This window comes from Streptomyces sp. NPDC096311 (genome assembly GCF_044763085.1).
Lineage (GTDB): Bacteria > Actinomycetota > Actinomycetes > Streptomycetales > Streptomycetaceae > Streptomyces.
Genome location: NZ_JBIWFN010000003.1, coordinates 531,125 through 556,961, shown reverse-complemented (window position 1 = coordinate 556,961; position 25,837 = coordinate 531,125). Strand labels below are relative to the sequence as shown.

The following is a 25,837-nucleotide window of genomic DNA, read 5'->3' as shown; positions in this document are numbered from 1 at the left end:
GTGCGGGGTGTGCGTGGCCGCAGGCGCGGGTCGGGGGCGTTGTCAGTGGCGGAGTGCACGATGGGGGCATGGTGCGAAAAGCGGCGGGCAGGGCGAGTGGGCGGGGCCAGGGGGCGCGGCGGCCGGAGGTGCGGCTGCCGCCACTGGAACCCCACGACGGCTCCGAGCTGGAGCCGGACGGGGACTATGACGGGCTGGAGTTCCGGGAGGCGGACTTCGTCGGGCAGGACGGCGGAGGAGCGACCTTCATGGACTGCGCCCTGACGGGGTGCGCGCTGGACGAGACGCGACTGCACCACGCGCGGCTGCTGGACTCGGTCCTGACGGGCATACGGGGCGTGGGCACCGATCTCGCCGAGTCGACCTGGCGCGACGTCGAGTTGGTGGACGCCCGCCTGGGCGGGGTGCAGCTGCACGGGGCGGTGCTGGAGCGGGTCCTGATCCGCGGCGGCAAGATCGACTATCTGAACCTGCGCAAGGCCCGGCTCAAGGACGTCGTCTTCGAGGGATGCGTGCTGGTCGAGCCGGATTTCGGGGCCGCCAGGCTGGAGCGCGTGGAGTTCGTGGACTGCGTCCTGAAGGGGGCGGACCTCACCGCGGCCACCCTGACGGACGTGGACCTGCGCCACGCGGCGGAGCTGGACATCGCGCGGGGCGTGGACCGGCTGGCGGGGGCGGTGATCAGCCCGAGCCAGTTGCTCGACCTGGCGCCCGTGTTCGCCGCGGCGCTGGGGGTGCGGGTGGACGGGGGGCCGGGACCGGGAGCGTGATGAGCCGGGCCGAGTGGGGGGTACGGGGGTCTCAGCCCACTCGGGGGAAGCGGGCCTGGAGGGTCCAGATCGCCGGGTTCTCGGCGAGGTCGTCGTGCAGGTCCGTGAGGTCGGCGATCAGGTCGTGCAGGAAGTCGCGGGCCTCGCGGCGCAGTGCGGAGTGGGAGAAGGTCAGCGGCTCCTCGTCGCGTGGCATCCAGTCGGCCTCGATGTCCACCCAGCCGAAGCGCCGCTCGAAGAGCATGCGGTCCGTCGACTCGGTGAAGTCGAGTTCCGCGTGCTGGGGGCGCGAGGCCCGGCTGCCGCGCGGGTCCCGGTCGAGCTGCTCCACGATGTCGCACAGGGCCCACGCGAAGTCGAGCACCGGCACCCATCCCCAGGCCGTGGACAGCTCCCGGTCCGCCTTGGTGTCGGCGAGATAGACGTCACCGCAGAACAGGTCGTGCCGCAGCGCGTGGACGTCCGCGCGGCGGTAGTCGGTCTGCGGGGGGTCGGGGAAGCGGTTGGAGAGGGCGTAGCCGATGTCGAGCACGTAGGTGATGGTGTCATGGGCCCGGGTGGGGTTGCCGGGGCCTCGTAGGATCGCTGGTGTGCCCCGATCTTCCGTCGCCGTCCGCTTTGCTCCGGCCCTCGCCCTCGCTCTCGCGCTCACCCTCACGGCGTGCGGCGGCGGTGGTGTGCACGGCAAGCCCGGTGCCACCGGAGTCCGGGATCCGTACTTCCCGAAGCTGGGCAACGGTGGCTACGACGTCACGCACTACGCCCTGACCCTCTCCTACGACCCCAAGGCGCACCATCTCGACGGCATCGCTGAGATCACCGCCCGGGCCACCCAGAACCTCAGCGCCTTCGACCTGGACCTGAAGGGCCTGGACGTCGCCGCCGTCGCCGTCGAGGGTAAGGAGGCGCGCTGGAACCGGGCGGGCCAGGAGCTGACCGTGCGCCCGCACGACGACCTCGACAAGGGCGAGACGTTTCGCGCGACGGTCCGCTACTCGGGCACCCCCGAGACGCTCACCGACCAGGACGGCTCGCAGGAGGGCTGGCTGCCCACCGCCCACGGTGCTCTCGCCCTCGGTGAACCCACCGGCTCGATGGCCTGGTTCCCCGGCAACCACCACCCGTCCGACAAGGCGACGTACGACATCGCCGTCACCGTCCCGAAGGACCTGCAGGCGGTCTCCAACGGCGAGTTGACGAGCGAGACGACGGCGGCCGACGGCCGCAGAACCTTCACCTGGCACACCGCCGAACCGATGGCGAGCTATGTCGCCACGGTCGCGATCGGCCGGTACGTCATCACGCGCTCGACGACGAAGAACGGCCTGCCCGTGTACGTGGCGGTGGACCCGAAGCAGACCGCGGCCGCGAAGAAGGTGCTGTCCGAGATCCCCGAGATCATGGACTGGGAGGCGTACAACTTCGGCCCGTACCCCTTCTCCTCGACGGGCGCGATCGTGGACGGCGGCGACGACGCGGGCTACGCCCTGGAGACCCAGACCCGCCCCGTGTTCCCCGGTGCCCCGGACACCGGCACCCTCGTCCACGAACTGGCCCACCAGTGGTACGGCGACTCCGTCACGCCCAAGTCCTGGCAGGACATGTGGCTCAACGAGGGCTTTGCCACGTACGCGGAGTGGCTGTACCAGGAGGACCACGACGGCGAGAGCGCCGACGAGATCTTCCACTCCCTCTACCGGGGCGACTACTACGACACCCCCGAGAAGAACAAGGCGATCTGGGCCTTCCCGCCCGCCAAGCCCTCCAGCGCGGCCCACATCTCCGACTCGCCCGTCTACGACCGTGGCGCGATGGTCCTGCACAAGATCCGCCGGACCGTCGGCGACGACACGTTCTACGACATCATCCAGGGCTGGGCCGCCACCCACCGCCACGCCAACGCGTCCACGGCCGACTTCACGGCCTACGTCGAGAAGAAGGCCCCGGACAAGGACTTCAGCGGCATCTGGAAGGACTGGCTGTACGGGGAGGGCAAGCCGCCCCGGGCGTGACTCAGGTCCTCCCGTTCAGCGCTTTGCGCAGTACCGCGCAGGGGCGGCCCAGTCGGCGGTCCTCGCGGTGACCGATGGTGTGCTCGTCCGATAAGTCGGTCAGGGAGTGGGACATGAGATGGGGGGCTCCGTTTCCCGTGGGGAGCGGGGCGCGGGCGGTGGGAACGCGAGGAGCCCCTGGCCCGGTGTCCCGGGTCAGGGGCTCCTTCAACCGCCTTGTACGGATCAGACGTTGACGCCGAAGTCCTGGGCGATGCCCACGAGGCCCGAGGCGTAGCCCTGGCCGACCGCGCGGAACTTCCACTCCGCGCCGTTGCGGTAGAGCTCGCCGAAGACCATGGCGGTCTCCGTGGCCGCGTCCTCGGAGAGGTCGTAGCGGGCGATCTCCGTGCCGCCGGCCTGGTTCACGATGCGGATGAACGCGTTGCGGACCTGGCCGAAGTTCTGCGAGCGGTTCTCGGCGTCGTAGATCGAGACCGGGAAGACGATCTTGTCGATGTCGGCCGGGAGGCCGGCGAGGTTGACCTGGATCTGCTCGTCGTCGCCCTCGCCCTGGCCCGTGACGTTGTCACCGGTGTGGACGATGGTCTGGTCCGGCGTCGCCTTGTTGTTGAAGAAGACGAAGTGGGCGTCCGAGTAGACCTTGCCCTGGGTGTTGACCGCGATGGCCGAGGCGTCGAGGTCGAAGTCGGTGCCCGTGGTGGTGCGGACGTCCCAGCCGAGGCCCACGGTGACGGCGGTCAGGCCCGGAGCCTCCTTGGTGAGCGAGACGTTGCCACCCTTGGACAGGCTTACAGCCATTGTTGGGAGTCCCTTCCCTCGTTGCGTACGTGCGCTGTGCCCGTACGTATGGGCTTCGTACGGGCACGAAGCTACAGCTACCCCTAAGAACGCCAAGAGGGGTGTCGAAGGTTCCTGCCCTCTTTACTTTCTTTACCCTCTTGGCGGACACGCGGCGGCGAAAACGGGGTGACGTGGACCGGACATCCACGCGACCATGGACCCATGCCTGGTCCTTACGTCATCCGCGGCTCCGTCTCCCTCCCCGAGGCCGAGCTCCTGTGGCGTTTCTCGCGCTCCAGCGGGCCCGGCGGACAGCACGTCAACACCAGTGACTCGCAGGTCGAGCTGAGGTTCGACCTCGCGAAGACCGAGGCGCTGCCCCCGGTCTGGAAGGAGCGCGCCCTCGCCAAGCTCGCCGGGCGGCTCGTCGACGGCGTCATCGGCGTCCGCGCGTCCGAGCACCGGTCGCAGTGGCGCAACCGGGAGACCGCGGCCGTGCGGCTCGCCTCTCTGCTCGCCGAGGCCACCGCGCCACCGCCCAAGCCCCGCCGGGCCACCCGCATCCCCCGGGGGATCAACGAGCGGCGGCTGCGCGAGAAGAAACAGCGCTCCGACACCAAGCGGGGCCGCTCCGGACGCGACTGGGGTTAGCGGCACCCGCGGCACCCGCGGCACCCGCGAGTCTTCCGTGGGCGTGTCTTCCGTGGGCGTGTCGGCCACTGCGCGGGTCCGAGGTGACAGGCCTTTGTGCCGAGTTGTCGCTAATCTCATGGAATGGACGGATACGAGGACAGGGCGCACCTCGAGTGGTGGGCCAATCGATCGACCTGCCTGGCGCGGATCCCCGTCCGGTTGCGGCAGGCCGCCGTGCCCGACGCCCGTGCGTGGGACGCCGTCGTCTCCGCGCCGCTGGACAGTGGCGCGCGTGAGGACATGCAGTTCCTGATCGAGGCCAGTCCGTACTTCACCCTCCGCTTCGCGGACGATTCCGTGAACGAGGTCGAGGTGGAGCGCTCCGGGGACGGCAGCCGACTGCGACTGAGCGCCGTCCCGGAGACGTGACGTCACATCAGCAGGCCGCGGTACGTCAATGCGATGACGGGCACGTCCGTGCCGGACCGCGGCGGCGACCAGGAGATGTGACGTATGAGCGACAGCGAATTTCCCGGAGAGAACGGGAATGACGACAAGAATGCGAAGAACGCGAACGCGAAGAAGGCCGAGAACGCGAAGGACGGCGCGAACGCGAACGAATTTCTCGCCGCGCGATTCGAATCCCACCGCGGTCACCTCCGCGCTGTCGCCTATCGCATGCTCGGCTCCCTCTCGGAGGCCGACGACGCCGTCCAGGAGGCGTGGCTCAAGCTCAGCCGCGTCGACGCCGACCGGGTCGACAACCTCGGCGGCTGGCTGACGACCGTCGTCGGCCGGGTCTGTCTCGACATGCTGCGCTCCCGCCGAAGCCGCGGTGAGGAGCCGCTCGGCCCCCTGATGGAGGGGCCCGGTGTCCGGATGCCGGAGCCGGTGCTCAGCCCCGTCTCGGGCATCGACCCCGAACAGGAGGCGCTGCTCGCCGACTCGGTGGGCCTCGCCCTGTTGGTCGTACTGGAGACGCTGACGCCCGCCGAACGGCTCGCCTTCGTGCTGCACGACCTGTTCGCGGTGCCCTTCGAGGAGATAGCGCCCCTCGTGGGCCGTACGTCGGCGGCGTCCCGTCAGCTCGCCAGCCGGGCCCGGCGCAGGGTCCAGGGCGGGGCGCCCGTGCCCGATCCCGACCTGGCGCGGCAGCGGGCGGTCGTGGACGCGTTCCTCGCGGCGGCGCGGGAGGGCGACTTCGACGCGCTCGTCGCCGTGCTCGACCCGGACGTGGTGGCGCGGAGCGAGGGCGGAGTGACGGCCGGTGCCATCGCCGTGGCCTCGGGAGCGAGCGGGTACGCGCACCTGGCCAGGATCGCGCGGCCCGCGCTCGTCAACGGCGCCGCGGGTGTGGTCGTGGTCGTGGAGGGACGCCCCGTCGGTGTCCTCGCCTTCACGGTCGTGCACGGCAGGATCGCCGTCATCGACATCCTCAACGACCCGGAGCGGCTGGCCGGGCTGGACGTCACCGTCCTCGACCGGTAGCCCCCGGCCCTCGAAGAAAGGGCGTCAGCCCAACTGCCGGTAGCGCCCCTTGAAGTACAGCAGCGGTCCGCCGTCCCCGCTCGGTACCGACGCGGTCAGCACCCGCCCGATGACGAGGGTGTGGTCACCGGCGGCGACCCGCTGCTCGGTGCGGCACTCCAAGGTCGCCAGGGCGCCGCCGACCAGGAGTGCCCCGGACGCCTCGCCACGGACGTACGGGATGTCCTCGAAGAGCAGGCGGTCGCTGATGCGGCCCTTCATGGCGAAGCGGCCCGCGATGTGGCGCTGGCTCTCGGAGAGCACGGAGACGGCCCACAGGGGCTGTTCGTCGAGCAGGTCGTCCATACGGGAGCCCTCGCGCAGGCTGACCATGACCAGTGGCGGGTCCAGGGAGACGGACAGGAAGGCCGTAGCCGTCATGCCGACGTCCTCGCCGCCGGGGCCTTCCGGGTCCAGTGCGGGCTCGTGTGCGGCCACCAGGACCACACCCGCGGCGAGCCGGGACATGGCGGCACGGAACTCGTCGTTGCTCACCCCCTCAGCATGCACGGAGGGGGTGAGTGGAGCGGCAGAGGGAGTGTTCAGCACGCCGAAACGCTAGTCTCCGACCCCGGGGAGCCGCATCGGACCTCGGCCCGAGCCGGGTCCTAAGCCTGGTCCTAAGCCTGGTCTAGGTCTCGGGACGGACACAACTGCGCACAGTGTCTACACAGCGTCCAAATAAGCGTTCAGTAAACACACGGGGAAATGCAGAAACCCCACTCAATTGCTCATCTTCCGCTGTGACTTGAGTCACAGGAGCCATATTTTGTTGACCCTGTGTACCGAGTGGGCAGCGCGCTGTGATTCAGTGGCGTGGAAGCTATGCACGAAGCTACCAAGTAGTACGCGAGAGAACCGTAAGAGAACCAGGTACGCCGAAGACAACCCTGGAGTTGCTGCGAGGTCTCGAGGGGAGGGCGAATGGAGACCGAGTCGGAGCCCTATGTCCGTCTTGCGACCCTGCGGCAGCTCCATCAGGTGATGGCGGACATGAACACCGCGCGGAGCCTGGCGGACACGCTGCAGACCGTCGCCGACGGCGTGGTCACGGGCCTCGGCTACGAGCTGGCATGTGTCAATCTCGTACGCCCCGACAGCGACCTCGTGGTCGCCGCGCTCGCCGGCAACTCCGCCGCCGAAGCGCTGATCACCGGCCGGGTCGGCTCCCGCGCCTCCTGGGACCGCCGGCTGAACATGGGCGAGGCCTGGGGTGATCTGCGCTTCATTCCGCACACCGAGGGCTGGGTCCTCGACGACGACGACGTACCGCAGTGGTACACCGACGGGCCCGCGCCGCGCTTCGAGGACGAGTGGCACCCCTCCGACCGCCTCTTCGCGCCCATGTACACCCCGGGAATCTCCGGCGCCAGCTGCGGTGAGCTGATCGGCGTCCTGTCCGTGGACCGGCCGCGCAATGGGCGGCGCCCCGGCGCGTGGGGACGCGAGGCGCTTCAGATGTACGCCTTCCAGGCCGCCATCGCCATCAGCAACGCGCGTCTACGAGCCAATATGCAGCGCGCCCTGGTCCGCCTCGAGCGGGAGCAGCAGGCCCTGCGCGCCAGCGAGGAGAGCTTCCGGCAGGCCTTCGAGTACGCCCCCTCCGGCATGGCCATCGCCGAGATGGGCGGCGACCAGCACGGCCGCATCCTGCGCACCAACGACGCCCTGTGCCGCCTCCTGGGCCGGCCCGCCTCCGCGATGCGCCGCTACTCCTTCTCCGACCTCGTGCACCCTGAGGACATCGGCACCCTGCTCCGGACGTCCGCCGAGGGCGGGCGGGCCGAGCTCAGACTCGGCCGCCGCGACGGCACCTACGTCTGGGTCTCGCTGCGCAACTCCGTCGTCGCGGACGCCGCCGACGGCCCCCGCTTCCTGCTCACGCACGTCGAGGACATAGAGGAACGCAAGCGCCGCGAGCTCCAGCTCGCCCACCGCGCCTCGCACGACTCGCTCACCGGCCTGCCGAACTCGGCCGAGCTGCGCTCCCGCCTCGGCTCCCGCCTCTGCCGGCGCCCCGGGGCCCTTCAGCCGGGCACGGTCGAGTCGCTGGACGCGGCATATGGGCACGGTCCGTTCGCGGACCAGGCGGCCGAGCACAACTCCTACGACAACCACCTCGGCGGCGGCGCGGGCGCCGCGGGCAACGGGAGCGGGCACGGGTTCGACCTCGGGCAGGGCTTCGACGCGTACGAAGCCTTCGACCACCATGTGCACACCATCGCGCCCGAGGGTGAGACGGACGACGGCACCAAGGGGCTCGCGGTGCTCTTCTGCGATCTCGACGGCTTCAAGTCGATCAACGACCGCTTCGGGCACAACGCGGGCGACGCGGTGCTCATCGAGGTCGCCAGACGCCTGACCAACGGGGTCCGGGACGGCGATACGGTGGCCAGGCTCGGCGGCGACGAGTTCGTGGTGCTCGCCGACGGGCTCGGCCGGGCCGACGCCGCTGACCTCGCCGTACGGCTGCGGAACGCGATCATCCCGCCGATCCGTGTGGACGGCCGGGCCGTCCGGGTGGGCGCCAGCTTCGGCATCGGGTGGGCACACTGTGGCATGACGGCGGACGAGGTCTTGAAATCCGCTGACGAACGGATGTACGTCGAGAAACGGTCTCGTCCCAAACAGCATCGGCGTGCCGGATAAGTCACAGGTCAGTGGGTTGATGCGGTGAAGCCCACCCGTTTGGCCCCCTGGGAGCGGGTAGGCTCGCCATTCATCCATGTACCGCATCTGAACCGCACCTGTTGAGGAGACCAAGGGATGACGCCCGGCAACAACGGCGCGAGCACGCCCGAGGACGACGACCCGTTCGGCTATCTGTACGCCGACGGTCAGGCCAACGGCGCCACTCCGCCCAGCGGAGGCGGCGGCTACGGCTACCCCGGCTCGGTCAACCGGGTGCGGGCGGTCGGCGAACGCCAGTACGGACAGCAGCAGCCCGGTTACGGCCAGCAGGCTCCGACCGCGCAGTACGGCCAGCAGGCCGCTCCGACCGCACCGTACGGCCAGGTGCCGCAGCAGGGCGCCTACGGCCAGCCGAACGCGCACTACGCGGCGCCCGAGACGGTCCCCGGCGGGGCCCCGACCGGCCGGCAGTCGTCGGGAGGCGGCGGCGGTCGTGGCCGCGGTCCGAACACCAAGGGCCTGCTGATCGGTGCCATCGCCGTGGTCGCCGCCGTCGTCATCGGCATCGGCATCGCCATGATGAACGGCAACTCGAACGACAACAGCAAGGACACGGCGGGCGGCTCGACCCCGTCGGCCTCCGAGAGCGCCTCCCCGAGCGCGTCGGCCTCGCAGTCGGCCGCCGCCGGTGAGCTCCCGAAGATCGACGCGAAGGCGCTGCGCCTCGACGGTGGCACCTCCCTGGCTTCGGACATCAAAGGTGCGAAGGCTGACGGTGGGGTTTATGTGACCGGCTTCAACCACGTTGGAGCCAAGGTCACTTGGACGGTCAACGGCGTCCAGAACGCAGGGGACTTCCGGCTGTACGCGCGTTACAGCATCCCCGGTGCTGATGCCAACGCAACGCTGTCGGTGAACGGCAAAGCGAACAGCCAGCCACTCGGTTTGAAGAACTTCATCGGCTCCCCAAAGGGGGACTATGAAAAGGGCTGGCAGAGCACGTGGGGTCCGGTCACCCTGAACAAGGGGACCAACGTCATCGAGATAGCCTGTAATGAGGGCAATCAGTGCGACGCACTCTTCGACCAGCTATGGCTGGAATAAGGGCCTGGCGGCTAAACGGTCCGCCGGTAGACCGCCGGACCGTCATGAGGCTCAGGCTGGAGGGTGTCTGAAAAGCCTGTCAGCGGGCTGGTCTTGCGAGGCGGCGCGCGAGGAGCCTGCTGACCATGGAGAGGTAGATGGCGTTCTCCGAGCAGACGCGCAGGTACTCGTAGTTCTCCGACAGGGGGCGGCACCGTCCCCGCCAGGCAAACGTCCGTTCCATCGCCCAAGCACGCTGCGCTTATGGAGAGTCAAAGCAGTGAGCGGACGCCGATAATCGGCCATGAGGGCCTGCAGCGGTTGGTCGCTGTGGCCCGACGGTTGCGGGGCTGGCTGAGTGGCGAGGGGAACAGGTCGTCATGCGCGACGACAGTGACGTCGGCGCAAGAGGACGATTCCGGTGGTGCCGGACGGGCAGGTGTGGGCGGCGCTGCCGTAGGTGAGCCGGCCGGCGATGGTGGGGCAGTTGGTGCGGCTGGCGAGCCGCGCGTTGTCGGCCGCCGTGGACCTGCTGGGACTTGGGGACGGCCACGACGTAGTGGAGGCTTCAGGTCGTCTTCGAGGAAGCGGCGGAAGCGGCTGTCAGTGGTCGCGGTCGTCGGTCCAGGACCTGGGCAGACAGCGGTCACGGTCGACGAGGGCGTGTCCCCGGCTGGTGGCATGGGCGGCGAACACGCCGATTCGGCAATTTTCGGTGCGTCCGGCGGTGCCGGAGTATTGGCGCTGTACTCCGGCGGAGGTGGTCCCCTGCTTGATGAGCCGGCGTCGTCGACGTTCAACACGCCGTCCTCATGGCCTAGTTGGTCGGCCGCGTACGTAGTCCCGCATCCGCCTGCGGGGCCCGATCCGGGTGAAGCGGCTCCCGGTCCGCAGGGGGAGTTCTTCGAGTTCCCGGTCCCACACATTCACCGGCGCATCGTTGAGCATGTCGAGGGACTGTTCGCACCAGCTCACAGGCATGCGGCAGAGCACTCGTTCGTGGGGCGCGGGTGGAGAAGTCCGTCCCGCCCACCTGGCGCTGTGGGCGCTTAAGCGCGGTGTTCCGCCCGTCACGGGCGGAACACCGCCGGTGCATCTCAGGCTCGGCCTTCGACAGGAAGGCCGCGGCACTAGATTTTGTAAACCTCGATGCCGGTAACGGCGCCGGGGTTGTCTGCGTAGGTGCCCGGGTTCAGAGTGGCCAGCTTGGTGCCGCTGCCGCAGCCGCTGGTGACGTGCCAGAGCACTACGCGATAGGACGTCTGGTTCGAGACGGACCGGTTGACCCTTTCGAGGGGGTAGCAGCCGGGTGTCAGAGAGTTGACGTGCCTCTCACCAGTCCTGTTCGCTCCCGTCCATCCACACGCATATCCCTTCGGACAGGTGTTGGGATCAGCCGCCGCGGCCGGTGTGACGAACGTGCCGCCCAGCAACGCACCGGCCACAGCCGCCGTCGTCAGACTTTTCTTGAGCATGCTCATACGAAGCCCCGCTATCCTTGATCGACAGACTTTTGGATCTTAACTCAAAACACATAATCACATGAGTATGTGACGTGACGTCAAATACCGCATACTGTCGAACACTTAGAGGAAGGTCAGCGCCGGCTCTGAAGGCCAGGAGCTGACGCTCAGCGGTCACCAGCTCGGTGCCCGCAGCTCCGCCTCCGCCTCGGCGAACTCCCGCTCCAGGAGTCTCCGCCGCTCGCGTACATGGTCCAGCCGGGTGTTCTCCCGCTCGCCGTACGTCTTCAGCACCGAGGAGTCGGCGATGGCCAGCTGGTCCGCGAGGTAGTCCACGACCTCTACCGGCACGTCATCCGGGTCGTCCAGGAACCGCACGGTGGTCGGGGAAGTGCAAGCGGCACGGCATGAGCCTCCAGGTCCCGACCGACCCCTTCGGGCGCCGCCTCAAAGTATGGAGACGACGTCACAACGGCGTCCACGCAGATCCGGTGCCTCGGCGAGCAGGCCATGGCCGCCCTCTTGCAAGAGCCGTCCTCGTCCTTCACCACGCCTCAACTTGAGGTTGGAGAAGGTCTACGGTTACGTGGTTCACCAGTTCCTTGTACGTCGAGTGGTCGAACTCGCCCGCCACCGGGGACAGTACGGTCGCCGCGGACAGGGCGACGGCCCGGGCGAGGCGCTCCGGCCATGGCAGGTGCTCCACCAGTCCCGACAGCAGGCCCGCGACCGCCGAGTCGCCCGCGCCGGTCGGATTGCCGTGGACACGGCGCGGTGGGGTGGCGCGCCAGAGGCCGTCCGGGGTGTGGGCGAACAGGCCCTGGGCCCCCAGTGAGGCCACGACGGCATGCGCGCCGCGCCTGCGGGCGTCCCGGGTCGCCTGCAACGGCTCGTGGGAGCCGGTGAGTTCGGCCAGCTCGTCGGCGTTCGGCTTGACGATGTCGGGACGGGCGGCGACGCCCCGGCGCAGGGGTTCGCCGCTGGTGTCCAGGAGGACCGGGACGGCCGCCGCGCGGGCCGCGCGGATCAGCCCCGCGTACGCGCCCACCGGCACCCCCGGCGGCAGGCTGCCGCACAGGGCCACCGCCGACGCGGAGCGCAGCAGCACCTCGTAGGCCTCCTGGAAGGCCGCCCACTCGGCAGGGGTGATCTCCGGTCCTGGTTCGTTGAGCTGAGTCGAGTCACCCGTCGTCGTGTCGACCACGGCTATCGTGCGGCGCGTCGTCCCCACGACCGGGATCAGCGCGTCCACCACTCCGGGTGTGTCCGCGAGTTGGTCCCGCAGGACGCGGCCCGTCACGCCGCCCGCGAAGCCCGTGACCGTCACCTCGTGGCCGAGGGTGGCGAGCACCCGGGCCACGTTCAGGCCCTTGCCGCCGGGGCGTTCGGTCACCTCGGTCACCCGGTGCGCGGTGTGCGGGCGCAGGGACCGTACGCGATAGGTGATGTCGAGAGCGGTGTTCGGTGTGACCGTGAGGATCACCTGGACCGACCTCCCCCGATGAATGCGCTGACCGACCGTTACGAGCTCCGGAGAATCCGGAGGCTCGATCATGCCAAAGACAACGGCGGTCGGCCCAGTCCCGGGACGACCGCCGTACGTCACATCGCGCGCCAACAAGGGGGGCGAATCAGCCCAGTTGTGGGTCAACCACCCATTCGCCCCGGCGCATCACGCCCTTGAGGGCGAACTCCGCGTCCAGGACCACCAGGTCGGCGTCCTTGCCCGGTTCCAGCGAGCCCACCTTGTCGTACAGGCCGAGCAGGCGGGCCGGGTTGGCGGACAGGGCTGCGACGATGTCCTCGACCGGCAGCCGGTCGACGGTCATCGCCCGCTGGAAGGCGCGGTCGAGGGTGAGCGTGGAGCCTGCGATCGAGCCGCCCTCCACCAGCCGGGCGACCCCCTCGCTGACCTCGACCTCCAGCGGGCCGAGCCGGTAGCGGCCGTCGCCGAAGCCCGCCGCGTCCATGGCGTCCGTGATGAACGCCACCCGGTCCGCACCCGCGTGATGGAACGCCAGCTGGAGCGCGGCGGGGTGGAGGTGGGTGCCGTCGTTGATCAGCTCGACGGTGATCCGCTCGTCCTCCAGGAGGGCGGCGATCGGGCCGGGCGTGCGGTGTCCGAGCGTGGGCATGGCGTTGAACAGGTGCGTGGCGACGGTCGCGCCCGCGTCGATGGCCTCCACCGTCTGCTCGTACGTCGCGTCCGTGTGCCCGATCGCCGCGATCACCCCGTGCTCGGCCAGCAGGCGTACGGAGTCGATGCCGCCCGGCAGTTCGGTGGCGAGGGTGACCATGCTGGCCCGGCCGCGCGCCGCGTCGATCAGCTTGCGGACCTCGGCCGGGTCCGGGTCGCGCAGCAGTTCCTCGGAGTGCGCGCCTTTGCGGCACGGCGAGATGAACGGGCCCTCGAAGTGGATGCCCGCGATGTCGCCCTGCTCGGCCAGCTCGGAGAGCAGCCCGGCGCGCTGGGCGAGGCCGTCCATGTCTCCGGTCACGGTCGAGGCGACGAGGGTGGTGGTGCCGTGCAGCCGGTGGGTGCGGACGCCCTGGAGGACCTCCTCGACGGTCCCGGAGGTGAAGGAAGCACCGCCGCCGCCGTGGTTGTGGAGGTCCACGAAGCCGGGGACGAGCCAGTGGCCCGACAGGTCCAGTGTCCGCGCCGACGAGGGCGCGCTGCCGGCGATGCGTGTGCCGTCGACGATCACACGACCGTCGTCGACGACTCCGGTGGGCAGTACCACCCTGGCACCGGCGAGAACCGTTCTAGGGGCCATCAGGTGGTTACCTCCGAAGTCGGTCGGGAAGCGGTGCTCGGCTGATTCAGCAGGTCCCAGGCCAGCAGGCCCGCGCCCAGGCAGCCGGCGGTGTCCCCGAGGGCCGCGGGGACGAGGGAGGGCAGTTTCTGGAAGGTGACGCGCCGCTCGACGGCGGCCCGTAGCGGTGTGAACAAGGTTTCCCCGGCCTCGGCGAGACCGCCACCGATGATCAGCGTGCGCGGATCCAGCAGGGTGAGCGCGGTGACGAGCCCGTCGGCGAGTGCGTCGATGGCGTCCTGCCAGACCTCCCGCGCCCGCGCGTCCCCGGACTCGACGGCCTTCGCGCAGTCGGCGGCGTCGGCCGCCGGGTCCCCGCAGGCCTCGGCCCAGGCCTGGCTGACGGCGGCGGCGGACGCGTACCGCTCCAGACAGCCGTGCTGCCCGCACGGACACGCGGTCCCGCCGGGGCGTACGACGACATGGCCGATCTCGCCCGCGAAACCGTGCGCGCCCGCCTCGACGCCGCCGTCGATGCCGATCGCGCCCGCGATGCCGGTGCCGAGGGGGACGAACAGGAAACGGTCGGCCCCCTGTCCCGCGCCGATCCGGCCCTCCGCGAGCCCGCCGGTGCGCACGTCGTGTCCGAGCGCCACGGGCACCCCGCCCAGCCGGTCGCCGAGCAGCCGGCGCATCGGGACGTCGCGCCAGCCCAGGTTGGCCGAGTACACCGCCACGCCCCGGCCGGCGTCGACGATGCCGGGGACGGCGACTCCGGCGGCCGCCGCGGACTCGCCGAGGTGGTGCTCGCCGTACGCGCGCAGCTCGGCCGCGAAGTCGAGGATCGCGTCGACCACGGCGTCCGGACCGCGCTGGCGGCCGGTGGCGCGACGGGCCTGGTGGAGGAGCTCGCCCTCCGACCCGACCAGGGCGGCCTTCATCCCGGTGCCGCCCACATCGAGGGCGATGACATGTCTCACGGGGACAGTGTCGCCCCTTACCCCAGGAGAGGTCTAGTCCACTCGCGTGGTGTAGACCTTGTATCCGCATTCCGAGACGGATGCAACGGACGCAGAAGCAAAGACGGGCAGCCTCGGGACAGAGGCGGCCGGGGGTTGGGAGAAGTGCGGTGCAGGCGCGTAGGACAGGACGTAGGACGGTACTGATCGCGGCGGCGTCCGCGCTGGGCATGACGGCGACCCTCGCGGGCTGCGGCGGCTCGGCCGGTTCCGGGGACGTGACCCTCAGACTCGTGGCCGCCGACTACGGGGACTCCAAGGCCAACAGCTCCCAGAAGTACTGGGACGAGCTCGTGAAGGCGTACGAGGCCGACCACCCCGGGACCAAGGTCGAGGTCACCGTCTACCCGTGGACGGACGTCGACCGCAAGGTCAAGGAGATGGTGGCGCGGGGCGACGCCCCTGACATGGCGCAGATCGGCGCGTACGCCGACTACGCCGACAAGGGCGACCTGTACAGGGCCGAAGAGGTGCTCTCCATACCCGTCCAGGCCGACTTCGTCGCCCAGCTCACCGATGCGGGGAAGATGAACCGCGTGCAGTACGGCATGCCGTTCGCCGCCTCCACCCGGCTGCTCTTCTACAACAAGAAGCTGTTCTCCGCCGCGGGTCTCAGCGCGCCGACGACCTGGAGCGAGCTCGCCGCCGACGCGCGGGCGCTGAAGGCCCGGGGAGTGAAGATCCCGTACGCGCTGCCCCTCGGTCCCGAGGAGGCGCAGGCCGAGACCATGCAGTGGCTGCTGAGCGGCGGCGACGGCTACACCGACGACGTCGGCACCTACAGCCTCGACTCCGCCCAGAACGTCGCCACCCTCACCTGGCTCAAGGACGACCTGGTCGGCAAGGGGCTGACCGGACCGGTCGCGCCCGCGAAGCTCAATCGCGCGGACGCCTTCGCGGCGTTCGCGCGCGGCGAGGTCGGGATGCTCAACGGGCACCCCACGCTGATGAAGATGGCCGCCGACAAGGGCGTGAAGTTCGGGATGGTGCCGATGCCCGGGGTCAGCGGGAAGACCCGGGCCGCGATGGGTGTCGCCGACTGGATGATGGCCTTCAAGAAGAACGGCCACCGGGATCAGATCGGTACGTTCCTCGACTACGTCTACAGCGAGAAGAACGTGCTCGCCTTCTCGCACAAGTACGACCTGCTGCCGGTCACGACGTCCGCGTCCGAGGCGATGGCGGCGGATAGCGACGACGCGGACCTCGCCCCGTTCCTGGACGAGCTCCCCTCCTCCCAGCTCTATCCGGTCGGCAAGACGTCCTGGGCCGCCGTCAGCGCCGACATCAAGAAGCAGATCGGCAAGGCGGTCTCCCCGGACGGCAGCCCGGCCGGGATCCTCGGCTCGCTCCAGCAGACGGCGACCACGACGGACTCCGCGGGGTAGCTGCGCTGTCGGTGGTGGGCGCTACGGTGCGGTCATGGACGAACTGAGCGGGAGGGAGCGAGGGATCCTCGCCATGGAGCGCCGTTCCTTCGCGGGGCCCGGCGCGAAGGAGCGAGCGATACGCGAGCAACTCGGCCTCGCCCCCGTCCGCTACTACCAGCTCCTCAACGCCCTCCTCGACGACCCCCGCGCCCTCGCCCACGACCCGATCACGGTCAACCGCCTCCGCCGCATCCGGGACACCCGCCGCGCGGAACGCTGACACCGCCCGGTGTGACTCGGTGAGCCGTGGGTGCGCCCGGGGGCGCACGGATAGGGTCGGAGCATGGGCAGCCACTCGGAAGACCCGGAATCCCCGGACGTCACGGAACCCTTGCCGACACCCGTGACCCCCGCCGGACGCGACGGCCTCGACGCCATCCTCACCCGGCCCGACCGGGCCGTCATCGCGCTCGACTTCGACGGAACACTCGCCCCCATCGTCGCCGACCCGGAGCAGGCCCGCGCCCACCCCGACGCGGTTCCCGCCCTCGCGGCCCTCGCCCCGAAGGTCGCCTCCGTCGCCGTCGTCACCGGCCGCCCGGCCGGCGTGGCGGTCCGCCACGGCGGCTTCGCCGGCGTCCCGGGCCTCGACCACCTCGTCGTCCTCGGCCACTACGGCGCCGAACGCTGGGACGCCCGCACCGGCACCGTCAACGCCCCCGCCCCGCACCCCGGCGTCGCCGCCGTCCGCGCCGAGCTGCCCGGGGTCCTCGACGGGATCGGCGCCTGGCACGGCACCTGGATCGAGGAGAAGGGCCGCGCGGTCGCGGTCCACACCCGCCGCGCCGAGGACCCCCAGGCCGCGTTCGAGGCACTGCGCGAACCCCTCACCGACCTCGCCACCCGCCATGGCCTGATCGTCGAACCCGGTCGGATGGTCCTCGAACTCCGCCCCCCGGGCATGGACAAGGGCGTCGCCCTCCTGGAGTACGTCCGCGAGGTCCACGCCGAAGCCGTCATGTACGCCGGCGACGACCTGGGCGACCTCCCCGCCTTCGCCGCCGTCGACAAGCTCCGCTCGGACGGCGTCCCGGGCCTGCTGGTGTGCAGCGGCAGCGCGGAAGTCACCGAACTGGCCGAACGAGCGGATCTCGTCGTCGACGGCCCCGCGGGAGTCGTACGCCTGCTGAGAGCATTGGCGGCGCACTAGCGCCCCGTAGGAGCGCGAGGAACTGCGCACCGGCCCCGACAACCCGCAGCCGGCACACTCCCGACTCAGCCCTCCAACTCCCGCAACTGCTCAAGAAACCACTGCGCCGGAGGCAACGCCGTCCCGGCGGCAGCCAACCGCTTCGTACGTTCCGCCCGTTCCCCCACCGGCATGGTCAGCGCCGCGTCCAGCGCCCGCGCGGTGCCGACCACGTCGTACGGGTTCACCACCACCGCGTCCTCGCCCAGCTCCTCGTACGCCCCCGCCTCCCGGGAGAGCACCAGCACGCACCCCTCGTCGGAGACGACCGGCACCTCCTTGGCGACGAGGTTCATGCCGTCGCGGATGGGGTTGACGAGGGCGACGTCGGCGAGCCGGTAGGCGGCCAGGGAGCGGGCGAAGTCGTCCTTGACGTGAAGGACGACCGGGGTCCAACCCGGGGTCCCGTACTGGGAGTTGATCTCGGTCGCCACCCGCTGGACCTCGGCCGTGTAGTCGCGGTAGACGGCCAGGTCCTGACGGGAGGGGTAGGCGAAGGCCACGTGGACGACGCGCTCGCGCCACTCCGGGTGGTCCTCCAGCAGCTGCCGGTACGCCAGCAGGCCCCGCACGATGTTCTTCGACAGCTCGGTCCGGTCGACCCGCACGATCGTCCTGCGGCCCTCGCCGATCTGCTCGCGCAGCGCGGCCATACGGTCCGCGACGTCCGCCTCGTGCGAGCGCCTGCGCAGGAAGTCCGCGTCCGCGCCGAGCCCGTGCACGCCGATCCGGGTGTCGCCGAGCCCGCCGACGAGCGCGTCGCAGCAGGCGGTGAACGCATCCGCCCAGCGCTGGGTGAGAAAGCCGAGCCGGTCCGCGCCGAGCATGCCGCGCAGCACCTGTTCGGCGATGTCGTCGGGCAGCATCCGGAAGTAGTCGACCGGCGCCCAGGGGGTGTGCGAGAAGTGGCCGATCCGCAGGTCGGGGCGGAGCTCGCGGAGCATCCCGGGGACGAGGGTCAGGTGGTAGTCCTGGACGATCACCACCGCGCCCCGCGCGGCCTCCGCGGCCAGCGCTTCGGCGAACGCGCGGTTGTACGCCTCGTACGACGCCCACTGGCGCCGGAACTCCGCGTCGAAGACCGGCTCCAGCGGGGTCTGGTACAGCATGTGGTGGACGAACCACAGCACGGAGTTGGCGATGCCGTTGTACGCGTCCGCGTGCACGTCGGCGTCGATGTCCAGCATCCGTACGCCGTCCTCGGCGACCCCGCGCCGGACCGCCTCGCGGTCGCCGTCGCCGAGCGCCGAGCACACCCACAGGGCCCCCGCGTCCGGCCCGATCGCGGAGAGGCCCGAGACCAGCCCGCCGCCACCGCGCCGGGCGCGCAGCGAGCCGTCCTCCTGGACCTCGTAGGTGACCGGGCCGCGGTTGGAGGCGACGAGGATGTTGTGGGCGCCTTGCGTTGAAGCCATGCCTCGAAACTTAGCCCCGGGTGGAAACGCTCAAACGTTCCCTTCAGCCGTATGCCGTCCGCGGGCCGGTGGGGGCTTGTCGCGCGGCCCCGCGCCCCTGACGGGGCGCTTCTACGCCGCCCTTCGTTTCTGGTATTCGGAGATTTCGACCATCGGCGGACGTTCCTCCGTGTCCACCGAGTACGTGCGCGGCTCGAAACCGTCCCCGCCCCGTTCGAACTGGGTGAGGGCCGGGCGGATCAGGTGGCCGCGGGCCAGCCGGAGCTGGGCCGTGCGGTAGATCGCGGCGGACATCCGGCCCAGCGCCTGCCCGTCCTGGTGGCGGTGCTTGCGCACGCCCACGTCGACCTGGGCGAGCGCGTCCAGGCCCACCAGGTGCAGGGCGTCGACCAGCATGCCCAGCTCGATCCCGTACCCGACGGGGAAGGGGAGCTGTTCGAGCAGCGAGCGGCGGGCCGCGTACTCCCCGCCGAGCGGCTGCACGAAGCCGGCCAGCTGCGGCCAGTGCATGTTGAGGAGGGGGCGGGCCATGAGTTCGGTGACCCGGCCGCCCTGCCCCGCCGCACCGCCGAGCGGACGGTCGTACATCGCCTTGACGAGGTCCACACCGGGCTCGGTGAGCAGCGGCCCCACGATCCCGGAGACGAAGTCCGAGGAGAACTCCTTCAGGTCCGCGTCGATGAAACAGATGATGTCCCCGCTCGTCACGAGGAGGGAACGCCACAGCACCTCGCCCTTGCCGGGCACGGCCGGGATGCGCGGCAGGATCTCGTCCCGGTGCACCACGCGCGCGCCCGCCGCGGCGGCCACCTGCGAGGTGCGGTCGGTCGAGCCCGAGTCGACGACGACGATCTCGTCGACGAGGGGCACCTGCTGCATCAGGTCGTGGCGGATGACGGCGACGATCTCGCCGACCGTCTCCTCCTCGTTCAGCGCGGGCAGGACGACGCTCACCGAGGAGCCCGTGGCCCGTTTGGCGGACATGAGTCTGTGGAGCGGGCGATCGGTCACGGACCAGGAGCGATTGCTCAGCCAGCGCTCAGTTTCCTTCAGCACAGTCTGCGGCTCCTCACTGTCTGATCACCCGGTGTCTCACGGTGTGATCCATCTCGCGGTTCGGACGACTATCTCAACTGTCCAGGCCTTCGGTTACAGTCTTGAACAACGCGGATGACCATCGCATGTCGTAGATCATCTGCGGACCATCGCTCCACACGCGCCACCGCACGACACAACCGAATACCGCTCATCCAGAGGGGCAGAGGGATACGGCCCGATGAAGCCCCGGCAACCCTCCAGCTGGTCCGGTCACATTGATGTGGCGAGGCTCCCGGCTTGGGAAGGTGCCAAATCCGTCTCACGGCGAAGTGCGTCGTGAGGAAGATGAGGAGAAAGGGCCTCGCCTCCATGGCTGCGCAGACTGTTGCAAGCACCACGAACCCTGTCGCGGGCGACACCACCACCGTAGTCGGTGTGGATCTCGGACCCGCCGCCGCGCTTTCCTGCCGCGAGTGCGGGCACCGCGTGCCGCTCGGCCCGGTGTTCGCCTGCGAGGAGTGTTTCGGCCCGCTGGAGATCGCGTACGACTTCTCGGCCTACGAAACCGAAGAACTCCGGGCGCGCATCGAAGCGGGCCCCGCGAACATCTGGCGCTATGCGCCGCTGCTGCCCGTCCCGGCCGACGTCGCCGACAAGCCGAACATCAACCCCGGCTGGACCAAGCTCGTCAAGGCCGACAACCTCGCCCGCGAGCTGGGCGTCGAGGCCGGCAAGCTCTTCGTCAAGGACGACTCCGGCAACCCGACGCACTCCTTCAAGGACCGCGTCGTCGCCCAGGCCATCGAGGCCGCCCGCGCGTTCGGCTTCACCACTCTCTCCTGCTCCTCCACGGGCAACCTCGCCGGCGCCGTCGGTGCCGCCGCCGCCCGCGCCGGCTTCCGCTCCTGCGTGTTCATCCCGCACGACCTGGAGCAGGGCAAGGTCGTCATGGCCGCGATCTACGGCGGCGAGCTCGTCGGTATCGAGGGCAACTACGACGACGTGAACCGCTTCTGCTCCGAGCTGATCGGCGACCCGGCCGGCGAGGGCTGGGGCTTCGTCAACGTCAACCTGCGGCCGTACTACGCGGAGGGCTCCAAGACCCTGGCGTACGAGATCTGCGAGCAGCTGGGGTGGAAGCTCCCCGACCAGCTGGTGATCCCCATCGCCTCCGGCTCCCAGCTCACGAAGATCGACAAGGGTCTTCAGGAGCTGATCAAGCTCGGACTGGTCGAGGACAAGCCGTACAAGATCTTCGGTGCCCAGGCCGAGGGGTGCTCGCCGGTGTCCGTCGCCTACAAGGCGGGCCACGACGTCGTACGGCCCCAGAAGCCGAACACCATCGCCAAGTCGCTCGCCATCGGCAACCCGGCCGACGGGCCGTACGTGCTGGACATCGCGCGGCGCACGGGCGGGGCCGTGGAGGACGTGAACGACGAGCAGGTCGTCGACGCGATCAAGCTGCTCGCGCGGACGGAGGGGATCTTCGCCGAGACCGCCGGTGGCGTGACCGTCGGTGTCACGCGCAAGCTGATCGAGAACGGGCTGCTCGACCCGACGCTCACCACCGTCGTGCTCAACACCGGTGACGGCCTCAAGACGCTGGACGCGGTGGCCGGGACGGGGCTGACCGCGACCATTCGTCCCAACCTGGACTCTTTCCGAGAGGCCGGGCTCGCTTAGGGCTTGGCTCGGAGGGTTGTTTGTTTGCCGCGGGCCGGTGGGGGCCGGTCGCGCGGTTCCCCGCGCCCCTCTGGGGCGCTACCCGACCGGAGGTCACAAGGAATGAGCGTCAACGTCCGCATCCCCACCATCCTGCGCACCTACACCGGTGGTCAGGCCGAGGTGACGGCCGAGGGTGGGACCCTCGGTGAGGTCATCGCGGATCTGGAGAAGAACCACACGGGTATCGCCGCGCGCGTCCTGGACGACCAGGGCAAGCTGCGCCGGTTCGTCAACGTCTATGTGAACGACGACGACGTCCGCTTCGAGCAGGGTCTGGAGACGGCGACACCGGACGGCGCGGGCGTCTCGATCATTCCCGCCGTCGCCGGCGGCTGACCGCCTCGCGAGTCGTTACCCAGGGTGAGATAGTTACCTTGGGTAATGTCAATTACCGAGAGTTCATCGAATTGCCCCCTCCGTGAGAGAAGCGGAGGGGGCAATTCTGTATGGTTGAGCGCGGTACAGTTGGGGAACCCGCTCCACTTTGCATGCCGGGCGCATATGAGTTCGTGCCCGAAGTCCGGCAAGAAGTAGCCAAAGTGTCCCGCGCTTTTGAGCCTTATACGGCTTTTATGGGGCCCGACTTGCCCTGAATCTTCGCAAATTCTTCCCATATTCCCGATCGGTCGTGCCCGGAATTCTCGTCCGATTGACCTGTTGCAGACGGCAGTTGGACAGATACATTCAGCCGCGGTCGACGCGTTCCGGCGCACACCCCCAACCGTTGGGGGGTGAGGTCTGACCCGGGCCCGCGAAGTGCGGTCCTGTGCAAGGGCCAGTAATAGGGGAGTTAGGCATGGCTCAGGGCACCGTCAAGTGGTTCAACGCGGAGAAGGGGTACGGCTTCATCGCGGTCGACGGTGGTGCGGATGTATTCGTCCACTACAGCGCGATTCAGATGGACGGCTACCGCACCCTGGAAGAGGGTCAGCGGGTCGATTTCGAGATCTCGCAGGGCCAGAAAGGGCCGCAGGCGGACATGGTCCGACTCGCGACCAGCTGAAGCACGCGCCGACTGACTGTTCGACGTGACGAAGGGCTCGTATCCCCTGGGGGTACGAGCCCTTCGGCCTGTCCGCACGCGGCCGTGGGCCCGCTCGACACTGTCGTGGGCCCGCTCGCGCACCGGCGCGACGCGCGGGTTGCGCGCCCCTTCTCACCTGCGGATCAAGGGAAGGCGCTTGCACTCGGCAGGGGCGAGTGCTAATCATTGGCGTTAGCACTCTGAAGGTGAGAGTGATAACGAAGGACCGGGTCGGTGAGGCCCGCAGGCCAGGTGGTGCAAGGAACCACGGGGCAGGCAGGCCGTCCGTCGCGGGCGCCAGCGCGGTCCGGAGCAATCCACCCCAGTCCGGGAGGACCACTTCACATGGCCAAGATCATCGCGTTCGACGAGGAGGCACGGCGCGGTCTCGAGCGCGGGATGAACCAGCTCGCCGACGCCGTCAAGGTCACCCTTGGCCCCAAGGGCCGCAACGTCGTCCTCGAGAAGAAGTGGGGCGCCCCCACGATCACCAACGATGGTGTTTCCATCGCCAAGGAGATCGAGCTCGAGGACCCGTACGAGAAGATCGGCGCCGAGCTGGTCAAGGAAGTCGCCAAGAAGACGGACGACGTCGCCGGTGACGGTACGACCACGGCGACCGTTCTCGCCCAGGCGCTCGTCCGCGAGGGCCTGCGCAACGTAGCCGCCGGCGCCAACCCGATGGCTCTCAAGCGCGGTATCGAGAAGGCCGTCGAGGCCGTCTCCGGTGCCCTCCTTGAGCAGGCCAAGGATGTCGAGACCAAGGAGCAGATCGCTTCCACGGCCTCCATCTCCGCCGCCGACACCCAGATCGGCGAGCTCATCGCCGAGGCGATGGACAAGGTCGGCAAGGAAGGCGTCATCACCGTCGAGGAGTCCCAGACCTTCGGTCTGGAGCTGGAGCTCACCGAGGGTATGCGCTTCGACAAGGGCTACATCTCGGCGTACTTCGCCACCGACATGGAGCGTATGGAGGCCGTCCTCGACGACCCGTACATCCTGATCGCGAACTCCAAGATCGCGAACGTCAAGGACCTGCTCCCGCTCCTCGAGAAGGTCATGCAGGGCGGCAAGCCGCTGCTGATCATCGCCGAGGACGTCGAGGGCGAGGCCCTGTCGACCCTGGTCGTCAACAAGATCCGTGGCACCTTCAAGTCCGTCGCCGTCAAGGCTCCGGGCTTCGGTGACCGCCGCAAGGCCATGCTCGGCGACATCGCCATCCTCACGGGCGGCGAGGTCATCTCCGAGGAGGTCGGCCTCAAGCTGGAGAACGCGGGTCTGGACCTGCTGGGCCGTGCCCGCAAGGTCGTCATCACCAAGGACGAGACCACGATCGTGGACGGCTCCGGCTCCGCCGACCAGGTCCAGGGCCGGGTCAACCAGATCCGTGCCGAGATCGAGAACTCCGACTCGGACTACGACCGCGAGAAGCTCCAGGAGCGCCTGGCGAAGCTGGCCGGCGGCGTGGCCGTCATCAAGGCCGGTGCCGCCACCGAGGTCGAGCTCAAGGAGCGCAAGCACCGCATCGAGGACGCCGTTCGCAACGCGAAGGCGGCCGTCGAGGAGGGCATCGTCGCCGGTGGTGGCGTGGCCCTCATCCAGGCCTCCTCGGTCTTCGAGAAGCTCGAGCTCTCGGGTGACGAGGCGACCGGCGCCAACGCCGTGCGGCTCGCCCTGGAGGCCCCGCTCAAGCAGATCGCGGTCAACGGTGGTCTCGAGGGTGGCGTCATCGTCGAGAAGGTGCGCAACCTGCCCGTCGGCCACGGCCTGAACGCCGCGACCGGTGAGTACGTCGACATGATCGCCGAAGGCATCATCGACCCGGCGAAGGTGACGCGCTCTGCCCTGCAGAACGCCGCCTCCATCGCCGCGCTGTTCCTGACCACCGAGGCCGTCATCGCCGACAAGCCGGAGAAGGCCGCCGCGGCCGCTCCGGGCGGCATGCCGGGCGGTGACATGGACTTCTGATCCTTCCGAGGATCGGTTTTCCTGCCGAGGGCGGTACTCCCTGGAAACAGGGGGTACCGCCCTCGGGCGTGTGCGGGGTCACAGGACGAGGTGCCGGGCGGCCGGAATGACATGACCGACCGGGGAGTTGTCGTGGAGGCATGGTCAATGCATGCGCACATACCGACTGGTACCCGAGGAGCCCCCACACGTGTCCACGAATGCCCCCGCCTCCCGCGCGGCCGAGATCCTGTCCCGCCCTGTCTCGCTGAACGGCCTGACGGTCCCGAACCGGATCGCGATGGCACCGATGACCCGGCAGTTCTCCCCGGGCGGCGTCCCCGGTGAGGACGTGGCCGGGTACTACGCCCGCCGCGCCGCCGCGGGCGTGGGCCTCATCGTCACCGAGGGGACGTACGTGGGCCACGACTCGGCCGGGCAGAGCGACCGCGTGCCGCGTTTCCACGGCGAGGAACAGCTCGCGGGCTGGGCGAAGGTCGCCGACGCCGTGCACGCGGCGGGCGGCACGATCGTCCCGCAGCTGTGGCACATCGGCATGGTGCGCGAGGCGGGACAGCCGCCGTTCGCGGCCGCGCCGGCCGTCGGCCCGTCCGGCATCGGCTCCGCGGACGCCGAGGTCACCGGCAAGGCCATGACCCAGCAGGACCTGGACGACGTCGTCGAGGCGTTCGCCAAGGCCGCGGCCGAGGCCGAGCGCATCGGCTTCGACGGAGTCGAGCTGCACGGCGCGCACGGCTACCTCATCGACCAGTTCCTGTGGTCGGGCACCAACCGCCGCACCGACACGTACGGCGGCGACCCCGTGGCCCGTACGAAGTTCGCGGCGGAGATCGCGGCCGCGGTCCGCGCCGCCGTGTCGCCCTCCTTCCCCGTCCTCTTCCGCTACTCCCAGTGGAAGCAGCAGGCGTACGACGCCCGGCTCGCCGAGACCCCGGAGGAGCTGGAGGCGATCCTGACCCCGCTGGCCGAGGCCGGTGTGGACGCCTTCCACGCCTCCACGCGCCGCTACTGGCTCCCCGAGTTCGACGGCTCCGACCTCAACCTCGCCGGCTGGACGAAGAAGCTGACGGGCAAGCCGGTCATCACCGTCGGCTCGGTCGGCCTCGACGGCGACTTCCTCAAGGGCTTCCAGGGCGAGGGTGCCCCGGTCAAGGGCATCGACGAACTCCTGGACCGCCTGGAGCGCGACGAGTTCGACATGGTCGCCATCGGCCGCGCGCTGCTCCAGGACCCGGAGTGGGCGGCGAAGGTGCTGGACGGGCGGTTCGAGGAGCTGAAGGCGTACGACGCGGCGGCGCTGCGCACGCTCAGCTGACCCTCTGGGACTCCCCGGCCAGGGCGGTGCCCTGGCCGGGGAGTCCCACTCCCGCT

Annotated in this window: 25 protein-coding genes, 2 pseudogenes and 1 riboswitch; of the genes and pseudogenes, 15 read left to right on the top strand and 12 right to left on the bottom strand. The window is 69.7% G+C overall.

Features of this window, described 5'->3' with window-relative positions:
- Positions 1-68 precede the first annotated feature (68 nt).
- Positions 69-770: a pentapeptide repeat-containing protein gene (locus tag ACIRA5_RS10805; protein WP_217567456.1), complete on the top strand. Its 702-nt coding sequence runs from the start codon at positions 69-71 to the stop codon at positions 768-770.
- Positions 771-801: 31 nt separating this feature from the next.
- Here the strand turns inward: ACIRA5_RS10805 and ACIRA5_RS10800 are convergent, their stop codons facing one another.
- Entirely contained in the window at positions 802-1,302 is a 501-nt protein-coding gene (locus ACIRA5_RS10800; protein ID WP_054232473.1) for a hypothetical protein, read from the bottom strand.
- Positions 1,303-1,360: 58 nt separating this feature from the next.
- On the opposite strand from ACIRA5_RS10800, the gene ACIRA5_RS10795 reads away from it, so the two are divergent.
- Complete coding sequence (locus tag ACIRA5_RS10795; RefSeq protein WP_403689485.1) at positions 1,361-2,782, top strand: M1 family metallopeptidase; 1,422 nt, start codon at positions 1,361-1,363, stop codon at positions 2,780-2,782.
- A gap of 225 nt (positions 2,783-3,007) precedes the next feature.
- Here ACIRA5_RS10795 and ACIRA5_RS10790 read toward each other — a convergent pair whose 3' ends face one another.
- Positions 3,008-3,583, bottom strand: coding sequence for a TerD family protein (locus ACIRA5_RS10790; RefSeq protein ID WP_403689483.1), 576 nt, complete (start codon positions 3,581-3,583; stop codon positions 3,008-3,010).
- Between the two features lie 204 nt (positions 3,584-3,787).
- Between ACIRA5_RS10790 and arfB the strand changes: the two genes are divergently transcribed.
- The 3 genes from arfB (at position 3,788) to ACIRA5_RS10775 (ending at position 5,686) form a co-directional block, all read left to right on the top strand.
- Positions 3,788-4,216, top strand: coding sequence for an alternative ribosome rescue aminoacyl-tRNA hydrolase ArfB (gene arfB, locus ACIRA5_RS10785; RefSeq protein ID WP_054235131.1), 429 nt, complete (start codon positions 3,788-3,790; stop codon positions 4,214-4,216).
- A 123-nt stretch (positions 4,217-4,339) separates the two neighbouring features.
- Positions 4,340-4,627 carry a hypothetical protein gene (locus ACIRA5_RS10780; protein ID WP_067371743.1) on the top strand — a complete coding sequence of 96 codons (288 nt, stop codon included), beginning with the start codon at positions 4,340-4,342 and terminating at the stop codon, positions 4,625-4,627.
- An 84-nt stretch (positions 4,628-4,711) separates the two neighbouring features.
- On the top strand, positions 4,712-5,686 hold the full coding sequence (locus tag ACIRA5_RS10775; protein ID WP_403689482.1) for a sigma-70 family RNA polymerase sigma factor: 975 nt from the start codon (positions 4,712-4,714) through the stop codon (positions 5,684-5,686).
- A gap of 24 nt (positions 5,687-5,710) precedes the next feature.
- On the opposite strand, the gene ACIRA5_RS10770 is transcribed toward ACIRA5_RS10775, so the two are convergent.
- Positions 5,711-6,220, bottom strand: a complete 510-nt coding sequence (locus tag ACIRA5_RS10770) for a flavin reductase family protein (RefSeq protein WP_403689480.1) — start codon at positions 6,218-6,220, stop codon at positions 5,711-5,713.
- Between the two features lie 429 nt (positions 6,221-6,649).
- On the opposite strand from ACIRA5_RS10770, the gene cdgB reads away from it, so the two are divergent.
- The gene (cdgB, locus tag ACIRA5_RS10765) at positions 6,650-8,374 is read left to right on the top strand and encodes a diguanylate cyclase CdgB (protein WP_403689479.1); all 1,725 of its coding nucleotides are present in this window, start codon (positions 6,650-6,652) and stop codon (positions 8,372-8,374) included.
- Between the two features lie 117 nt (positions 8,375-8,491).
- Positions 8,492-9,460 (top strand): carbohydrate-binding protein, encoded by a 969-nt coding sequence (locus ACIRA5_RS10760; RefSeq protein WP_403689478.1) that lies wholly within the window; start codon positions 8,492-8,494, stop codon positions 9,458-9,460.
- A 79-nt stretch (positions 9,461-9,539) separates the two neighbouring features.
- On the opposite strand, the gene ACIRA5_RS10755 is transcribed toward ACIRA5_RS10760, so the two are convergent.
- The 7 genes and pseudogenes from ACIRA5_RS10755 to ACIRA5_RS10725 form a co-directional block, all read right to left on the bottom strand.
- Positions 9,540-9,683, bottom strand: coding sequence for a hypothetical protein (locus ACIRA5_RS10755; RefSeq protein ID WP_403689477.1), 144 nt, complete (start codon positions 9,681-9,683; stop codon positions 9,540-9,542).
- A gap of 365 nt (positions 9,684-10,048) precedes the next feature.
- Positions 10,049-10,275: pseudogene (locus ACIRA5_RS10750) on the bottom strand (transposase); the annotation flags it as partial.
- A gap of 294 nt (positions 10,276-10,569) precedes the next feature.
- A complete protein-coding gene (locus ACIRA5_RS10745) occupies positions 10,570-10,920 on the bottom strand; it encodes a peptidase inhibitor family I36 protein (RefSeq protein WP_392875887.1) in 351 nt (116 codons plus the stop codon).
- 171 nt (positions 10,921-11,091) lie between these two features.
- A pseudogene (locus ACIRA5_RS10740) lies at positions 11,092-11,274 on the bottom strand (DUF4158 domain-containing protein); the annotation flags it as partial.
- Between the two features lie 172 nt (positions 11,275-11,446).
- Positions 11,447-12,385, bottom strand: a complete 939-nt coding sequence (locus ACIRA5_RS10735; protein ID WP_403689476.1) for a 1-phosphofructokinase family hexose kinase — start codon at positions 12,383-12,385, stop codon at positions 11,447-11,449.
- 148 nt (positions 12,386-12,533) lie between these two features.
- A complete protein-coding gene (gene nagA, locus ACIRA5_RS10730; RefSeq protein WP_403689473.1) occupies positions 12,534-13,679 on the bottom strand; it encodes an N-acetylglucosamine-6-phosphate deacetylase in 1,146 nt (381 codons plus the stop codon).
- Positions 13,679-14,638 carry an ROK family protein gene (locus ACIRA5_RS10725; protein WP_403689472.1) on the bottom strand — a complete coding sequence of 320 codons (960 nt, stop codon included), beginning with the start codon at positions 14,636-14,638 and terminating at the stop codon, positions 13,679-13,681. The genes nagA and ACIRA5_RS10725 overlap by 1 nt, the downstream gene beginning before the upstream one ends.
- A gap of 209 nt (positions 14,639-14,847) precedes the next feature.
- Between ACIRA5_RS10725 and ACIRA5_RS10720 the strand changes: the two genes are divergently transcribed.
- From ACIRA5_RS10720 to otsB, 3 genes are all read left to right on the top strand, one after another.
- Positions 14,848-16,065 (top strand): extracellular solute-binding protein, encoded by a 1,218-nt coding sequence (locus tag ACIRA5_RS10720; protein WP_403689765.1) that lies wholly within the window; start codon positions 14,848-14,850, stop codon positions 16,063-16,065.
- Positions 16,066-16,099: 34 nt separating this feature from the next.
- Entirely contained in the window at positions 16,100-16,327 is a 228-nt protein-coding gene (locus tag ACIRA5_RS10715; protein WP_067371767.1) for a DUF3263 domain-containing protein, read from the top strand.
- 63 nt (positions 16,328-16,390) lie between these two features.
- Complete coding sequence (gene otsB / locus ACIRA5_RS10710) at positions 16,391-17,257, top strand: trehalose-phosphatase (RefSeq protein ID WP_403689469.1); 867 nt, start codon at positions 16,391-16,393, stop codon at positions 17,255-17,257.
- Between the two features lie 65 nt (positions 17,258-17,322).
- On the opposite strand, the gene ACIRA5_RS10705 is transcribed toward otsB, so the two are convergent.
- Together ACIRA5_RS10705 and ACIRA5_RS10700 are read right to left on the bottom strand one after the other, a co-directional pair.
- A complete protein-coding gene (locus ACIRA5_RS10705) occupies positions 17,323-18,711 on the bottom strand; it encodes a trehalose-6-phosphate synthase (RefSeq protein ID WP_403689467.1) in 1,389 nt (462 codons plus the stop codon).
- A 111-nt stretch (positions 18,712-18,822) separates the two neighbouring features.
- Entirely contained in the window at positions 18,823-19,767 is a 945-nt protein-coding gene (locus tag ACIRA5_RS10700; protein WP_403689465.1) for a glucosyl-3-phosphoglycerate synthase, read from the bottom strand.
- Between the two features lie 187 nt (positions 19,768-19,954).
- Positions 19,955-20,101, top strand: a riboswitch (SAM riboswitch).
- 17 nt (positions 20,102-20,118) lie between these two features.
- Here ACIRA5_RS10700 and thrC point away from each other — a divergent pair.
- The 5 genes from thrC (at position 20,119) to ACIRA5_RS10675 (ending at position 25,781) form a co-directional block, all read left to right on the top strand.
- On the top strand, positions 20,119-21,432 hold the full coding sequence (thrC, locus tag ACIRA5_RS10695) for a threonine synthase (RefSeq protein WP_403689462.1): 1,314 nt from the start codon (positions 20,119-20,121) through the stop codon (positions 21,430-21,432).
- Positions 21,433-21,534: 102 nt separating this feature from the next.
- Positions 21,535-21,810: a MoaD/ThiS family protein gene (locus ACIRA5_RS10690; RefSeq protein ID WP_030941262.1), complete on the top strand. Its 276-nt coding sequence runs from the start codon at positions 21,535-21,537 to the stop codon at positions 21,808-21,810.
- Positions 21,811-22,270: 460 nt separating this feature from the next.
- On the top strand, positions 22,271-22,477 hold the full coding sequence (locus ACIRA5_RS10685; RefSeq protein ID WP_019057200.1) for a cold-shock protein: 207 nt from the start codon (positions 22,271-22,273) through the stop codon (positions 22,475-22,477).
- A gap of 366 nt (positions 22,478-22,843) precedes the next feature.
- Positions 22,844-24,466 (top strand): chaperonin GroEL, encoded by a 1,623-nt coding sequence (gene groL, locus ACIRA5_RS10680; RefSeq protein WP_403689460.1) that lies wholly within the window; start codon positions 22,844-22,846, stop codon positions 24,464-24,466.
- Positions 24,467-24,656: 190 nt separating this feature from the next.
- Entirely contained in the window at positions 24,657-25,781 is a 1,125-nt protein-coding gene (locus tag ACIRA5_RS10675) for an NADH:flavin oxidoreductase (RefSeq protein WP_403689457.1), read from the top strand.
- The last annotated feature ends 56 nt before the right edge of the window (positions 25,782-25,837 follow it).